Origin of the sequence: Hymenobacter telluris (assembly GCF_017313265.1) — a bacterium.
Lineage (GTDB): Bacteria > Bacteroidota > Bacteroidia > Cytophagales > Hymenobacteraceae > Hymenobacter > Hymenobacter telluris.
Map to the genome: position 1 here is coordinate 1 of NZ_JAFLQZ010000029.1, position 16,218 is coordinate 16,218.

General features: G+C 50.6%; 13 protein-coding genes. 8 read left to right on the forward strand and 5 right to left on the reverse strand.

The genetic code is table 11. The features are described from left to right. From J0X19_RS23810 to J0X19_RS23820, 3 genes are all read right to left on the reverse strand, one after another. On the reverse strand, positions 1-283 hold a 283-nt coding region (locus J0X19_RS23810; RefSeq protein WP_206986925.1), incomplete at its 3' end, for a hypothetical protein. Between the two features lie 157 nt (positions 284-440). Further along, the gene (locus J0X19_RS23815) at positions 441-1,511 is read right to left on the reverse strand and encodes an energy transducer TonB (RefSeq protein ID WP_206986926.1); all 1,071 of its coding nucleotides are present in this window, start codon (positions 1,509-1,511) and stop codon (positions 441-443) included. A gap of 1,737 nt (positions 1,512-3,248) precedes the next feature. Next, positions 3,249-4,037, reverse strand: coding sequence for a hypothetical protein (locus J0X19_RS23820; RefSeq protein ID WP_206986927.1), 789 nt, complete (start codon positions 4,035-4,037; stop codon positions 3,249-3,251). Positions 4,038-4,148: 111 nt separating this feature from the next. Between J0X19_RS23820 and J0X19_RS23825 the strand changes: the two genes are divergently transcribed. Further along, positions 4,149-4,373, forward strand: coding sequence for a helix-turn-helix domain-containing protein (locus tag J0X19_RS23825; protein ID WP_206986928.1), 225 nt, complete (start codon positions 4,149-4,151; stop codon positions 4,371-4,373). A 91-nt stretch (positions 4,374-4,464) separates the two neighbouring features. On the opposite strand, the gene J0X19_RS23830 is transcribed toward J0X19_RS23825, so the two are convergent. After that, positions 4,465-5,406: a replication initiation protein gene (locus tag J0X19_RS23830; protein ID WP_206986929.1), complete on the reverse strand. Its 942-nt coding sequence runs from the start codon at positions 5,404-5,406 to the stop codon at positions 4,465-4,467. A 981-nt stretch (positions 5,407-6,387) separates the two neighbouring features. Between J0X19_RS23830 and J0X19_RS23835 the strand changes: the two genes are divergently transcribed. Next, a protein-coding gene (locus tag J0X19_RS23835; RefSeq protein WP_242583376.1) for an IS5 family transposase occupies positions 6,388-7,109 on the forward strand; the annotation gives its coding sequence in 2 pieces (ribosomal slippage) (positions 6,388-6,721 and positions 6,721-7,109; 723 coding nt in all). Here J0X19_RS23835 and J0X19_RS23840 read toward each other — a convergent pair. Beyond that, positions 7,066-7,872, reverse strand: coding sequence for a hypothetical protein (locus J0X19_RS23840; RefSeq protein WP_206986930.1), 807 nt, complete (start codon positions 7,870-7,872; stop codon positions 7,066-7,068). The two genes, J0X19_RS23835 and J0X19_RS23840, sit on opposite strands and share 44 nt — an antisense overlap. A 443-nt stretch (positions 7,873-8,315) precedes the next feature. On the opposite strand from J0X19_RS23840, the gene J0X19_RS23845 reads away from it, so the two are divergent. The 6 genes from J0X19_RS23845 (at position 8,316) to J0X19_RS23870 (ending at position 16,214) form a co-directional block, all read left to right on the forward strand. Then, positions 8,316-9,080, forward strand: coding sequence for a ParA family protein (locus J0X19_RS23845; RefSeq protein ID WP_206986931.1), 765 nt, complete (start codon positions 8,316-8,318; stop codon positions 9,078-9,080). Then, positions 9,073-9,561 carry a hypothetical protein gene (locus tag J0X19_RS23850; protein WP_206986932.1) on the forward strand — a complete coding sequence of 163 codons (489 nt, stop codon included), beginning with the start codon at positions 9,073-9,075 and terminating at the stop codon, positions 9,559-9,561. The genes J0X19_RS23845 and J0X19_RS23850 overlap by 8 nt, the downstream gene beginning before the upstream one ends. A 751-nt stretch (positions 9,562-10,312) precedes the next feature. Further along, entirely contained in the window at positions 10,313-12,088 is a 1,776-nt protein-coding gene (gene mobV / locus J0X19_RS23855) for a MobV family relaxase (protein ID WP_206986933.1), read from the forward strand. A 170-nt stretch (positions 12,089-12,258) separates the two neighbouring features. Beyond that, positions 12,259-13,722, forward strand: a complete 1,464-nt coding sequence (locus tag J0X19_RS23860; RefSeq protein ID WP_206986934.1) for a phospholipase D-like domain-containing protein — start codon at positions 12,259-12,261, stop codon at positions 13,720-13,722. Positions 13,723-13,923: 201 nt separating this feature from the next. Continuing rightward, a complete protein-coding gene (locus J0X19_RS23865; RefSeq protein WP_206986935.1) occupies positions 13,924-14,505 on the forward strand; it encodes a hypothetical protein in 582 nt (193 codons plus the stop codon). 44 nt (positions 14,506-14,549) lie between these two features. Further along, on the forward strand, positions 14,550-16,214 hold the full coding sequence (locus tag J0X19_RS23870; RefSeq protein WP_206986936.1) for a type I restriction-modification system subunit M: 1,665 nt from the start codon (positions 14,550-14,552) through the stop codon (positions 16,212-16,214). The last annotated feature ends 4 nt before the right edge of the window (positions 16,215-16,218 follow it).

Here is a 16,218-nt window from a genome sequence, read left to right on the forward strand (position 1 = left end):
CCAGCAAATTGATCAGAAACCCGAGCCCAAGCGCGTACACAAGCAGTTGCCAGTCAGTATAGTAGTAATCAGTAGGGTTTTTCAGCCAACTCACCACCCAGGGTTTGATAGAGAGCATCAGACGGGAAACATTTTCAGGTTCATACTCATACAGCCGTCGCAGACCAGGGATTTTCCATGGCACATACCAGCAGCCCAGATTTAAGAGCACAGCTACAACAATGATTATCGTATTGCCTAGGTTCTTACGTGTCAACACCCCCCTTAAATGCTGGCCGTTCATAGATTAAGTAAAGACATTAGTAAAGAATAGTGCCAGAGAGGCATAGCGCTACGCACAGGCCGTTACTTTAGAGTTTTACACTATTGGGAATTAAGTAAATAAGACAGTGTGCAGTTGTATAACAGCAAGCTCTACCTGTGACGGTGGGATTAATTTGCTATGGCCTCCTTGTTTTGTCTCGTCTGACTTTGGGCTTGGTTACTAGTAGATCCCCTAAAATCAGCCGGACAATCACCGGCCGGCCATGTTGCCGGCCCGGAATCAGACGCGGTAGGTGCCTGGCCGCCGCCAGCACGGCCGAATCTGTATTCGCGTTCAGTCCTCTGTCAATGTGCAGGTTCCGTACGTTACCTACTGTATCCACCTCCAGCCGTAGAAATACCCGCCCTTCCTTACCATCGCGGGGCAACACCAGCCGGGAGAGAATCGCCTGTTCAATGGGCATTTTCCCGTGGCTACCCGGCAGGTGCGGCATTTCTTCCACGAAGTTGTAGACGTAGTTATCGTCTACCGGCGGCGGCAGGGCCTTGATAGGTGCAGCCGCCGGTGCTGGTGGTAAACGCTCCCCGCTCTTAGGGTTGGTAATTACAAACGGGTACTCTCCCGTTTGCGTCTGCGCTACCCCTCGCAGGGAATCGGTATTAACTTTCACCCGGTGAATCATCGCCCACCCCTGCTTGGTAGAGAGGTCCACGTTTCTGTTGGCGCCTGGCCCCAAAAGGCCTGCGTGTAAGTTACCCATGCGCTGCTCAAAAAGTAACGCACGGGTTTGATACAGGGTAAGTCGGGTGTTGGTGGTTTCGCTGAGCATGCCGGTCCACGTCTCCAACTCAATGCGGACCCGCTCGTCCTGATAGACGACCTCGTTCTCGTTGTCGCGCAGGGTTAGCCACCCGATCAGAAAAGGGACCAGGAAGGGGGTGAGCCAGGCGTGGGCCTGGGCCCAAGCCCTTCCCGAACCGACGGCCAGCTGGGCCCACATTCCCCCCAGCAGACCGCAACCGACGATGAGCAGAGAGAACGCTGCAGGGTAGCGAATGCGCAACTCCCACGGGCTCCAACTCCCGAGCATAGCCAGCAGGATCAAGGCTCCGCTTGCCTGGTACGCCCATTGTAGCGGACGCTCTACCACCGTAGCGGGCAGGTAGCGCGGCAGTAGCGTTATCAGTAAAATGTAGAGGACGAGGGCCCCGCCGCATAAGCCAAGAAAAAGAAGGATATCCTGCATACTACTAAGAGTAAAGAACACCGCTCGAAGAAAGCAGCCCGCTCTTTTTATCAGGGTTGTAGAATTGCTCACTACCGGCTGTCGTGCACCATAGTACAACTGTTTTTAGGAGTACTAATCAGCTACTGTCGTTACTAATACCATTCTATTCATTAAAGGGGCAGTTGGGGAAAATAAAAGCCGAGGTATAGCAGTGACATTGGCAAGTGAGTCAGCTTATGCTGATCAGTAAAAGTCAAGAACCCGCGCACCAACTTTCAGAAGTTGATGCGCGGGTTCTTGCGTAATGGACGGAGTATGATTGCCATTTAATGGTCAATCGCCTTGCGTATGCTTGTGTGGCTTTAAACTGGGGTGTTTTGGCCGGTTTTCCTCCGTAACCCGTCTTCTTCTGTCCGGAGTGCCATCTTCTTTTTTAGGTTTTGGACCAGGTTTGATACCCATGATAACAAGTAGTTGGTAAGGATAAAACGTATTGTCAAAGCCTTGAAAAAGAAGGGCTTCTTACTTTCAAGGTACTGAAATAGAATAGCTATCACAAGCTGCTTTTTCATAAAAAGAGCCTCACTACCATGTGGTAGTGAGGCTCTTTTCTTAAATAAATCTGTCACAAAACCAGCCTTCTCCCTTTTCTAAAGTGTGTGGCTCTAAGGGGCATGAACCTAGAGCCCACCGCTTACCTGGTCAGGTCGAATACAGGTAGGTAGTTCTTAGAAAAGTGGCGCAAGACGAACGGGTTTGCCTTATGGGTATACTAGTTCACTCGACTGACCTCTTGTCTTTATGCCCCTTAAGAAGTAAAACGCCAAACAGTTTCTCTTTCAGGACAAAGAGCTGTCGTTGATCAGACAAATGCTCCCCTGGGTTCTCAGAGCTTCAGCAGACAATCACATTCGACAGAGAGGTAACTTAGTAGTACCCCCACGAAGCACCACAACCCAACCCTGATATGAAGTTTATCGTCTCGTCTTCCGCCTTGCTCAAGCAGCTTTTATTGATCAACACCAACTAACGCCCGCCTAGCATCGGGGTTACTGACTTTGCCAATTCAAAACTCATTCAGCACCATGGATTACGCTTTACTGCTTCAACTCCTCGGCATCATCTCGGCCTGCGCAGGTATTCTCTACACCTGCGTCCGGATTTACCGAACATTCAACCCCGCGAGTACATCGACTCTTCCTGTGAAGCCGACTCCTCAGAAGGTGGTGCACACGCTCTCCTGGAGTAGGGAAATCGTGGTCAGCCGGAAGAAGTAGCGAGGTGCTGCATGAGCCGAGGTTATTACCTCGATGACCCAACTATGGTTACCCAGTGGGTATACCACTATTCAATGCCTCGCCTCTTGATGCAATTTTTTTTGTGTCTATTACGGCGTGTAAGCTCCTCTTATTTCTATGAAGCGAAAGCACCTGTTCCTCCTCCTTGGCTTGATTGTTACCTTGCTCTGTGGCCTTGCGCTAGCCGGAGCCACCTACTACGCTCCCTCCATGGCGGAGGAAACGAAGTATCGGTTAGAACATCAACCACCAACGACGACTGCACCGGCTCCGACCAGGCCGAAGAAAGTAGTGTACTCTATTACCTGGACTCGTGAAGAGGTAGAGTAAGTCGGCGGCTAGAAGTCAGCATGTGAAGAGCAATCAATACTATCTAGACCCTTTTTGCGGTTCTGGTGATATGGTAGTGGCATCACCACCCTTTCGTTCCACTCATATAATTAATGGTTGCCAAGCGTTATAAAGGCAGTTGGGGAAGAGAAAAACGGTGGTGTAGCAGTACTGCCTGCAAGCGAGTCAAACGTTCAAGTGTAAAAAGCTCAGGATGCTGTGCCGGCTCTTTGGGACCATAGAAGATTTGCTGTATTAAAGCAGAAGTCCATCTCAGGTGATGACTAAAGCTGCCGATATGCCATGACCGCAATGGATTCTGTTTCTGGTTAAGCCAGTCGCGTAACGATTCCCACTGCAGAGCCACAAGTTCTTCTGTTCGGTCTGGTAACCAAGCGAATACTTCCTGTTGAGAAGAAGATATGGGTTGAGTGTCTTGTTGCCACCCTGGTTCTGGAAACGTTCCTCCTGTCCGCAAGTGTGCGGCAATGAGGTCTTGGCAAAGTAAGCGGCGCAATACCTGTAGATACGCTTCTGCGGCTTGGGGCGTAGTGCCTTCCTTGTGAGTAGTCAGGACCTGTTCGACTAGTCTAGGGAGGTTATTTAGTTGGCGGGCCAAGTGAATACTAGCTGGAGCGTATCGGTCCTGCTCATCTGTTGCGGGACCATGCAAGAGCGTTATCCACGCGATAATCTGGGTGGTCATATCGGGTTCAGGCGCTAACTCGCCATCTATAATCCACAAACCCGGTTGACAGTGATGATACGCTTGCCACCAGTGCAGCTCAGAAACTTGAGGAAAGCTCTCTCGCCAATGATTTACCAACGTACGTAGTGCTTGAGTATGTTGCGCTTGAGAGGCTTGTGCGTATGATACGTCCTGGTATAGCGAATTATCAGAGTTTGAGGTAGCCATGAGAAAACAAGCAGGTATAAGACAAACTTGTCGTCAAACATACCTACTTTCTCGTGTTCTGTAGACTTATACGTCCACAGATCGGCCATAATCTGCTTTGAGCTTGCATGGGTGAAAAAACCCATCCACAGCCAGGTATTTGGGCTGCATCTGCGTGTACTGCGTGAGCAGCGGGGCTGGAGCCAGCAAGAACTGGCTGACCGAGCAAACGTCACGAAGAAGACCGTGTACCGGATTGAAACTGCGCAAGCCTCCCCTACCCTAGATATGCTAGTGTGCCTAGCTGAAGGTTTAGAGATCGATCTACGCGACCTCATTAACTTCAACATTACATAATTGACAGCAGTAACACCTATGATATCAATAACACAAGTAACACCTGTAGCATGGGTAATACTAGAATTTATTAGTTTATAGGCAGTCCACTTCAAATTAAACCTTGAATTTTCAAGAACAATCCCCCTGGATTGCGGTCTGCTTTCACTTTATCAGTCTTTAGCTTGTACATGAAATTAAACAGTTCGTCAAGCTTCTCTTTCAGGATTTGTTCGACGAGAGATGGTTGAGTTATACCCAGTGTTGCTAAGTGCTGTCGGGCTATCGTTAGCTTATTGGAATCTTGCTCATTCGTCTCATCTGATTTGATGAAAAAAGGGACTGCAAGTTGTTTAGAGGTTTGTTTGCGGACAAAAAAACGAAGATCTGAGAAAGCACGTCCCGTCTTGTAGAGCTCGTAACTGATATGTAAGTCTGTGTGCTCATTGATTTGGCTTACTGCCAAATCCAGTACACGAGCTTTTAATTGACTGATGTTCTGGAACTGCTCTGGCTCCTTTCCTATAGGGTCCTTCAGCATGAGCATGTATTTAAACTCATCTATGCCATAGAATTTCGTTTCCCCAATATCCTTCCATTGGCTAGCTAACTGATAAATACGCTTAGCATACTTGCTGGTAAGCTTGAGAGCTGATTGTAGCTGATATGAAGTGAAGTTTTCCTTCAATTCGTATAGAAACGGACGGATGTGATTCGAAAGCTCAACTTCAATAGATCCTTTGCCCTTTATGTATTCTACCTTCTGAAACATCCAGATCTGCTTGTAGCTCTGTTCGCTTTCTACTTCGAACATCCGGGAACCCATATCAGCAGTTGCATCCCGCAGCTGCTGATAATTCCACATACGACCTGTCTTATCCTCTATCTCTTTGACTTGGATAGAGTAAAGAGTATTCGGTTTATCCTTCTTTTTTAGTTGTGCCAACACATAGAAAAGAATATCCAGTTGACAAGCTGTATAGTCATAGCGAGCCGTAGTGATAATATTATGTTGCCGGATTGAAGGACTTAAGGTGATTTGTTCTGACTTCATCGGAATAGGCTAAGAATGCAACCAAAGATAGTAATAATACGGCGTAAAAACCACTGTTAATTATAAACGTGGTTTTTAACTTATAAAACGTGGTTTTTTAACTTATAAAACGTGGTTTTTAACTTATAAAACGTGGTTTTTAACTTATAAAACGTGGTTTTTAACTTATAAAACGTGGTTTTTAACCTTTATAAACTATTGATTGCTAACGATTTATGCCATGCTGCAAATAGTATAATATAAGTAAGTTTCCACAAATTTGTGAAGTACCTCTAAAAAAAGCTTTTAAGGACTGATTGAGCTTATAAAACGTGGTTTTTCATTTTTCTGCCTATTCACATACTTATTCGTTGTTACGTCCAAAAAACAAACAAAAAACACAACAAGATGACCCTAAATACATAATGTGATTGCACTATTCTAATTAAAAATTAAACTATTATTCTATGGCGCGCCTTGTCACAAGTATAAGTGAAAAACCACTTTTCATAAGTCATCTAATCACATCGTAGAAGGCATCCCAAGCATATGTACACGCGATGTCGTGGTACTATCGGAATGCTTTGCAGGAGGGCATAATTAAGGCCGCCACCCACAATACTACAGAGGGATAGAAGTTTTTCATATGTAGTAAGATTAGTTGAATGAAGGAACAATAAGGACCACACAACAGCATGGACAGGGGCGGTACATCAAGTCGCCGAGGCGGATGTAAGGCTTTTACTCGTGGAGGTACTGCACACTAAAGGTGCGTGTACGCCGCCAAGCAAATGGTTGAGTACTACGGTCAAGCCGGGTAGGTGCCTTCCTGTTACACTAACGGCAGCTACTGAGCCATGTGGAAGGCGTATGAGCGTTGGGCAGGGATGGGGCTACCGAATCAAGGACGTGTTGCCGAAGTACACCGGTTTTCCAGCTTTGCCAGATGGACTGTGATACTTGATAACTAGGACTTGTTAACAGTGGGTATTAATTTGGGGCATGGAAACGATGCTCACCGATGCACAATGGGCGCGGATTGCGCCACTGTTGCCGGGGCGGCCGGGCACGAGCGGTGGGCGCGGGCGCGACAACCGCCAGTTCGTGGAAGCGGTGCTCTGGCTGGCCCGCAACGGGGCGCGGTGGCGGGCCCTGCCCCAGGAGCGGGGCAACTGGCACACGACGTACACCCGCTTCCAGCGCTGGGCCGCCTCGGGCGTGTGGCAACGCGTGTTCGACGCCGTGCAGGACGAAGCCGCCCTGCATACGCTCTTGGTTGATTCCACTACGGTGCGGGTGCACCAGCACGCGAGCGGCGCGCGCAAAAAAACGGACCGCAGGCCCTCGGCCGCAGCCGCGGCGGGCTGACGTGCAAGCTGCACGTGGCCGCCGATGCCCGCGGCCGGCCCGTGCGCTGCCGCCTGAGCGCCGGCCACCGCCACGACGCGCCGCAGGCCTTGCCGTTGCTCGAGGGACTGGCCCCGGCGTACCTGGTGGCCGCCCTCGCCGGCCGCGGCACCTGCGCCGTGATTCCGCCCCGGCGCAAGCGCCGCCACCCGCGGGCCTACGACGCGGCCCGTTACGCCCAGCGGCACCTGGTCGAACGGCTGTTCAGCCGCCTCAAGCAGTTTCGCCGCGTAGCCACGCGCTACGACAAGTTAGACAGGCATTTTCTGGCGTTTATTCACCTCGCAGCAACTGTCCTCTGGTTGCGCGATTGTTAACACTTCCTAGACACGCCGTCCGCTGGACGTTCGTCAGCTTGCGTTGGTCGTCGATGGTGTAAACGGTCGGGTTGATGCCGACTAATATCTTTTTGTCACCGGGAGACATGGGGCAATAGTCTGCGCAGTAGTAGTATGTGAAATGGTCGCTGTACTCGCCAAACAGCATGTATACCATGTCTGAGCCTTTTTGCCGATCGTTAACCACCATGCTGCTGGTGGCGGTGTACACGATGTATTCGTCAATTAATATGGGGCCCGTGCCTTGATTTTTAAGCGTGATGCCTATAGCGCCTCGTTCGTTTGGGATGTATTCACCGGTGATGGTGATGATCGGGGTATCGTATTCCTTTTTAAGCTTAGTGAAAGCTTGGTTGGTGGTGGTGTATTGCCGTTGGACTTTTAGGTAGTCGCCTTGGGTCTTGCGGTACTGGCTCGTGATGGACGCTAGTTTCGTGGATAGCTGCGTTATTGATTTCGTGGTTCTGATAAGGGAATCTCTTTTCTGGACTAGTTGGGTTTGAATCAGTCTTTTTTGATCTTCAAACCGGTTTATTTCCAAGGCTAGCCTCTCGTTTTTCAGTTCCAGAGAGGCTTTTTCCACTTCCAGTTCCTTCTTCTTGACGTCAAAGAGGCCGGAGAATTGTCCTGCCAGGGTCGTTAACAGGCCCAAGGTCAGTACCACCACCGAGCTGAAATGCTTGTCTAAGAAGCTTTCCTGCTTCTCAACTGTTATTGGGGGTGTCTTCTTGTATCGCTTCATGGGAGAGCAGTGAGGAGCTAGGTATGTGCCCCGTAGCAGAGGTCCCTGCGGAGCTACGGTCAAGGAGCGCCAGGAATTGATTGGTGAAGTAAGAAAAGCACACACCATCAGGCAGACTGTTGGAAGCAGGGACTAAAGAAGCCTGCGCAGTGGAGTGAACGCACCAGTGTTACCACTGAATTATTTCACGAAAGAAACATCAGCGTAGCAGACATGCTTTTTGGATGGCAAATCTGTAGGTCCTATGCATAGTGAGAGCTTCACTGTTGACTGATGCAGATACATATCGTACACACTAACTAAACTGAATCATCTACACTCAGATGAACGAATAATATGTGCTAGTCATATTTCTTTGAGTAACACTAGTAACACTAGTAACATTAACAATATCAGTAATACAATGAATACAAGTGTTACACATAATCTTATATATTTGCCTCATGGGCAAGATTATCGCATTTACCAACCAAAAAGGAGGAGTAGGTAAAACTACATCCACCGTTAATATTGGTGCCGGCTTGGCTCAAGAAGGCCATCGGGTTGTCTTAGTCGATTTGGATCCACAGTGTAATCTCACGCACGGGCTGGGACAACGCGATCTTAAGCTGAATGTCTATGGTGCTTTGCTGAAAGAGTATCCACTTAAGGTTTACCCTTTACTCCACAATTTAGGCTTGGTAGCTGGCTCTCCTACAATCTCCAGTTTCGAAAAGGTGAAGGGAGACGAACTGGATCGAGAGTTTCTTCTCAAAGACCTGTTAGAAAAATTAAAGGAACGTTGCGATTACATTCTGCTGGACTGCCCACCTGCTCTAGGCCTGATTACACTTAACGCCTATGCCTGTGCTGATTTGATCTACATTCCTCTGGAGGCCCAATTGTATGCGACAGATGGGCTAGAGAAAGTATTGGAGATGGTGGGCCGAGTGAAGCGCCGAGTGAATCCTTCACTCACAGTGGGAGGGATATTTTTTACTCGGTTTGATACTCGTAAAATACTACTGCGAGAAACTGCTGAGACCATCCGAGAGAAGTATCCTGACTTAGTGCTAACAAGTAGAATCCGTGAGACTATCGGCTTAGGTGAAGCTCCTCATTTAGGGAAAGACATTTTTAGCTATGCCCCAACCAGTGCCGGAGCTGCTGATTATAAAGCGTTGGTGCAAGAAATTCTAACAACAAAAGACTCGATTCCTCATGGCTAAGTCATTTAAACAATCAGTGCCTAAACAATCAGTTGAAGACCCAAAACCTGCTTCTGAAAGAGATTTTCTAGACTTCCTGGAAGAGGACCATTTAACAACGATAGATTCTGGTGAATCTAATTTCCCAAAGGCCTCCACGAGTAACAATAAGAACATAAGTAACACTAGTAATATAAATAATGCTAGTGTTACTGATATTGATGTTGTTGAAAGGAATAACGTGGCGGATGTTACAGGGGCAGTGATGAATGAAGTGGATGTCCGTCAAACATTTATTATCAGTGACCGATACCTAGATCAACTGAAGGACTACGTACATACTCGCCGGATCACTGGAGAGTACGACTACACTCAGAAGCAAGCCTTACATGATGCACTCGATATGCTGTTTGCTGGGATTAGTCTAACTCCCCGGCCTGCTCATATTCGACAACTCGAGGAAAAGCGGAAGGATAAAATCCGGAAGGGCAAAGCCCAATAACAGTGAAGCCCTGGTTAAGGCATCAGTGAAATATCTGTCTTCCCAAGTGACAGGTCAATGAAGTGAAATCATGTAAGTGAAGAGCTACCATCAATCGCTCTTTACTGCATTTAAGTGGGCAATTTTGTCCAGTCCGTTTTTCCAGTTCAACGCAGTAAGGAGCCAACTATGAGCTAATTTTCACACTTGTTAATGCTTAATGAAATTGTACAGTTTGAAGTGAGTGATAAACGAACTATTCAATCACATCTGCAAAAAGCTATTCATTGTGCCAAGTTGCCTTGCTACTAAATTGTTTATTCTCACTTAAGCCACGTCTTATTCTAAAATTCGATTCTGAACTGTCTTTGCTCACAGTATCATAAGTAATCTAGCTATCAGTTTGGAGCCATAGTTCCAGCTTGTTTCGCCTAGATAAAATCATTGGTGAGAGTGGTTACACAAGCTGAGCTTATAAAGTGTAAGCCATCACAATGCTCAATATCCAGCAAGAGGAAACACTTGGTTAGGCGCTGGATTTCCAAGGTGTTCCAGCGAAGGGCAGTGGAGAAAGTAGAGAGTAGTTTGGGGCGGTTCAGAAAACGTCGTAGCTTGGCCTGAGTAGTCAGTCGCGGGTCGTTCTACCAAATCGTTCTTTTGGTATCACACACGATACCAATTTTACACCAAGCCAGCTTGGTGTAAAATTGGCCGTGCGCCCTTCGGGGTAGACTAGACTTCCCTTATCCTAACCGCCCCTTATCCTTGTTCTATGGCCTACGCAATCATGCGCTGGGAGAAGCTCAAAACTTCCAAGCAAATCAACCTAGCCACTGGCCATAATTACCGTCAGCACCAAGTAGAGAACGCAGATAAGGAAGCTCCACATCCGAACCGGGAATTCATTGAAACAGGTGGACGTGGGTATAGTGAGCTAATCCATGAGCGGATTGCAGAAGCCGTTACGCGGAAGGTGAAACCAGATGCTGTGCTCGGAATGGAAGTCATCTTGACGGGGAGCCCAGAGGCGTTTCGTCGAGACAAAAATGATCGGGCCGAAGATTACTCAAATAGTCCATGGGCACACGATGTTGTGGATTTTCTCAAGAAGACGTTTGGGGAAAAGAACGTGGTGTCGTGTAACCTACACCAGGACGAAAAGACCCCTCACTTTCATGCGATCATCGTGCCCATTACACCGGATGGGCGCCTATCAGCAAAGGATCTATTTAACCCCGTCACCTTGCGAGGATACCAGACCGCCTACGCCGAGGCGATGGAAGTACATGGGATGGAGCGAGGCGTCAAGAATAGCAAAGCTCAGCGCAAGGACATGAAGAGTATGTATGGGCAACAGGTACAGACTGGACAAGAGGCTGGGCAAGCCATTGTCGGACTAAACTCAGGGCCTGTTGTGTACAAGCCGATTACGGTGGAGACACCAGGTCGAGTACAGCTGGACCCGGCCAAATGGGCGCAGGAGCAAAGTCAGCGAGTCAACGAAGAGGCTCGCCCGCAAGTGGAAGCGGCGAACCAAAGGACAGAGGCAGCTGAGAAGGCACGAGAGGCCGCTAATCAACGGGCCGAGGAGGTGCTAAAACAGGCCCAGGAGAATGCAGCGGCTAAAGGCCAGGTGCGAGGCTTGCAAAAGCAGTTACACACGTCTGAGGCGCTGAAACAGGCACACGCTGATCGGGCGGAGTCACTGGAGGCCAAGTTTGATATTCTAGCTAAGCAACTGGCTGGCGGGGAACCGGCCCCATCGGATTTAGTTGAACGCGGCAATAAGCTTCTTGACCAAGACATGCAGCAGGTGAAGGCTAGCCGGGAGCAACTGGTCAAATTAGGTGAAGAATCCGATCAAGCCGAGAAAAAGGGCGATTATGGGCGGGTAGCTACGCTTCGCTACGACGTGATACCGAAACAAGCAGCTCAAAACGAGGAACTGGAGAATCGGCTGCGTGCTTTCGCAGGCGGAGCGGAACGACTGGCTCAGCTCGATGCAGAGCAGGCTCGACAAACGGCGGAAAAAGCCCGTCAGGCCGCTGCGCAAGAAGAGCAGGCAAGACAGATTGCGGCACAGGCTGAACAGGCCCGTCTAGCCCGTATAGTGGAGCAACAGGCTCTGGCAGAACAAGCTCGCCTAGCTGAGCAGCAAGCTCAGGAAGAACGGACTCGGGCAGCGGCTCAGCAAGCGGCTGATAAGATCCAGCAGGAAGTATTAGAACGCGAAACTAAGGCTAACAATCAGGAAAGGGAACGGCGTCGAGTGGAACAGGTAGTGGAACAACTGTTAAGTCAGAACCCTAACATTTACCAGGTACACCACTTCATAGAAGCAGTCAAGCGGAAAGGAATCAGTGTTCAATACCCGAAAGAAGGCGAATTAATATTCCAGCTGGCTGGTAGCGAACACAAATTCAGCAGTTTGGAAATAAAGCCAAACAATCAGGAATTCAGAGTGCTCCTAAATAAACAGATGAAAGCCAACAACCAGCGGTGGCAGATAGAACAGGACAGGCCACGGAGCAACGACCGCGAAATGTGAGACTGCCTCTTCAGATAGGATAACAGTTTGCAATGTCAGCGTGTGGCGTTCTAGGAACACCTGTTCCTAGAATGCCATAAAGGCATTTGTTTTGACGGAGAAACTTTCAAGAGTGATGCAGATATGCCAACAAAAGCAGAAGTTTGGCAGCCACAATCAATTGTGTTACTGTGCATCCAACTTTATTGCCTTCTGACCCTTACAAACGGTCCGTGCTGGCCGAACTAGAAGATACTATCCGTCGCGCGGAAGCGCTGTATAGCTCTGTCTGTTTCTGGAGTATCGGCCCCAACCTCCTTCCTAGTCTGAGCGGTCTTCTGAGTAAAAGAGAGTCGTTTTGCGTGGCCGATATCCACTTGCCCACTAATATCGACAACCTGAACCTTTTCCATCAGGCAGGGGCTAATATGTTTCTTTTCTTCAAGGAACTGCGCCCTAAACGTCCCGATGCCTACCTGGAGCGCCATCTGCTCCACACAAAAATGCTGCTCTTCGACCTGCCTGGAGGAGATGCTGAACTGTGGGTGGGTAGCCACAACTTTACCAAGCAGGCCCTGAAAGGCATCAACCGCGAAGCATCTCTGGTCATTCCCTGCCAACAGGGTGATGCCATCTATACCCAAGCTCTGGATTACTTGCAAAGCATTCGGGCTGACTCCAACAGCCGTCGATTCGACCCTTCGCAGATTAATAATTATAAGCGTCTGCAGGAACTTCCTCCCGACGAAACTGAAGGCAGTGTGTACGTGCTACCAGTGTCATGGCATTCCCAGGAGCTCACCGACCTAGCCCAGCAGGTTATTCTTCTGGCTGGCAATGATCCCAAGGAGTATGCTCAGTTTGCCGCACTCAGCAGCGCCCTGAGCAACGACAATGCCCAGTTGGCTATTCAGGCCCTCGACTTGGATGGTGGCCCCGTACGTCGGTTCACAGCTACTATTCATAATCAGGGCATTATTTCCCCCACCGACCCCGCCACCTACGAAATTGCCTTTGGTGAACGTCGGTTAGTCTCTAGGATAGGAACCCGCCTACCACTTATTGCAGCCTTGAGTGAAGAGCATACCACCGGAGCTCTGCGCCGATTTGGGTATTGGGTTTCGGTCCGAATCGGCGACGAGATACACGAGAAAATCCAGTTCGAAGATGCCACTATACCTGCTAAAGCCGATTGGAAGGCTGATAAAGAAGACTCTGCTTTAATCTTTTCTGAACTAGGAGAGGAGATGACGGAATACAACACTAGCTACAATGCAAAGGCTTCGTATGATGCATTGGGGTACTACCGGGCAGATTACGGTGGCGGATATTTCCCGGATGAAAACCCTAGTCAGGCAGCCCAGGAGCGGGTAGCCAGGTGGCTGGAGCGCGCCCGTCAACGCAAGGTGCGTACTACACCGGCTGAGCCCACGGTGGCAACTGCGGTTTTTGACAAACCGCAGTTGCCACGGCGCGGCAGCTTGGCTTTGCTCAAAGAGCAATTTGATTCGGTTGCCCTGTCCACTTTGGTGCAACAGTATGAGAGCCCCATCCTGGAAGCTACTCTCGGCAGCCAATCCGGTCTTAAGGGTAACGATTCCGATACCAAGCTCCTGGAAGTAAAGAAACTTCTAAAGCGGCAGGTCATCCGGTAGCTAATGGAGTCTGAAAGCAAAAAGGCCCTTTCTATTGCAGAAAAGGCCTTTTTGTTGCATGCTGATATGTAGAAATATGTTTCTACATGATCATAAAATATATTTTACAGAAAATAAATTCAATTTAATAATAAACAAAATAGAGAATATGACTGTATATTTGCTACAGATTCGGGAACATACCGCCACGAATCATGGAATATGCAGCTAAGCCAACTCGTCAACATTGCCTCGGGTCTCCAGGTCAGCACCCTTCCCGACGCCGACTATCTACCGGTGCCTAAGCCCGTGCAACTGCTCCAGCTTTCCGACTTCTCCGACGATGGTGTGCCGCTACCGCCTTTCCGCAACCAGCTCACCAGCCTGCCGCCTGCCGCCGATAAACACCTACTTCGCCCGGGCCAGGTGCTGCTGACGGCCAAGGGCGCCCGCCTCTTCGCCGCCTGCGTGCAGTCCGACTGGCTGCCGGCTCTGGCTTCCACCAGCTTCTTCGTGCTGACGGTGGAGGATTCCCGGCTTCTTCCTGAGTACCTGACCTTGCTACTGAATATGCCCGCCATGCGCGAAACCTTCTGGGCGCTGTTTACCACCACCACCATTCCCACCCTCAGCCGCCGGAGTCTGCTCACCCTCGAGCTGCCCGAGCTGCCGCCCTTGGCGCTGCAGCACCGCGCCGTAGAGTTTCATCGCCTCTGGCTCCGCGAAAAGGCCCTTACCATCAGCTACCTCACCCACCGCGAGCAACTGGTTTTCGGCACCCTCACCCGCTTTATCACGGCCTAGCCTTCGGCCACCATTCTTTCCCTGCTTTTCAACGAACCTTCTATATGGCCCGCCCCAAGAAAACCGCCGCGCCTGCCGCCGCCCCCGACCTGTTCACCGAGCACAACCCCGAAGCCGCCGCCGAGGCCCAGGAAGCAGCTGCCCTGATCAGCGACGCCCCCGACACCGCCGCCGTAGGCTCCGACAAACAGAAAATCCTCAACGCTGTGTGGCGCGCCTGCGACTCGTTCCGCGGCGTCATCGACCCGGGTTTCTACAAGGATTATATCCTGACTTTCCTCTTCGTCAAGTACCTCTCCGACCTTTGGAAGGAGCGCACCCAGCACTACGAGGCCCTCTACGCTACCGACCCCGACGCCGCCACCCGCGTCCGCCGCGCCCTGCGTAACGAGCGGTTCCAGGTGCCCGAAGAATCCACCTACGAGTATCTGTTCGAGCACCGCAACGACGACCAGCCCAACATCGGCCAGACCATCAACGTGGCCCTGCAGGCCCTCGAAGATGCCAATGGTACCGCCCTCGACGGCGTATTCCGCAGCATCGACTTCAACTCCGAAGCCATCATGGGCAAGGAGAAGGAGCGCAAACGCCGCCTCAAAAGCCTCATTGAAGATTTCCAGGGCATTGACCTCACGCCTTCGCACCTGGCCTCCGATGACATTATCGGCGACGTCTACGAATACCTGATTGCCTACTTCGCCTCCGACGCCGGCAAGAAGGCGGGCGAATTCTACACGCCGGCACCCGTCTCGCGCCTGCTGGCTCGCCTCGTCGACCCTCAGCCCGGCGACCGGATCTGCGACCCTACCTGCGGTTCAGCCTCCCTGCTCATGCGCGTCGGCCAAGAGGTAAAGAACCGCCACAACACCGATAACTTCTCGCTCTACGGCCAGGAGCTCAACGGCGGTACTTTCTCGCTGGCTCGCATGAACATGATGCTGCATGGCTTCGACGGTGCCAACATCAAGTGGGGCGATACCATCAACGACCCCCAGCTGCTCGAAAACGATGCCCTCATGCGCTTCAACGTCTGCGTGGCGAACCCGCCATTTTCGCTCGCTAAGTGGGGGGCGGAAAACGCTGCCGGCGACCGGTACAAGCGCTTCTGGCGCGGCGTGCCGCCTACGTCCAAGGGCGACTTCGCCTTCTTCTCGCACATGATTCAGACCTCGTTGCCCGACGTCGGTCGGGGAGGGGTAATTCTACCCCACGGCGTCTTGTTCCGGGGTAGCGCCGAAGGCCACATCCGCCGTCAGCTGCTCGAAGAAGGCCTCCTCGAAGCCATCATCGGCCTGCCCGGCAACATGTTCTATGGCACCACCATCCCTACCGCCATTCTCATGTTCCGCCGCCAGCGTGCTACTTCAGATGTGCTCTTCATCGACGCGTCGCAGTGCTACCAGGAAACCCGCAACCAGAATGTAATAACGCCCGAACACATCGAGCGTATTGCTGCCACCGTCGTGGCCTTCCGCAACCAGCCCAAAGCCGAAGCCGGGGTAGTGGAGGCCAAGTTTGCCTACCGCGCCACCATGCAGGAAATCGAGCAGAACGGCTTTAACCTCAACATCGCCCGCTATGTCGACACCTTCGAGGCCCAGGCCGAAGTAAACCTGACGGCCGTGCAAGAAGAGCTGGATGCCATCGAAACTGAGTTGGCCGGCGTGCGTCGCCGCATGCAGGAGTTTTTAGGTAACATCAGCAAGTAATAGC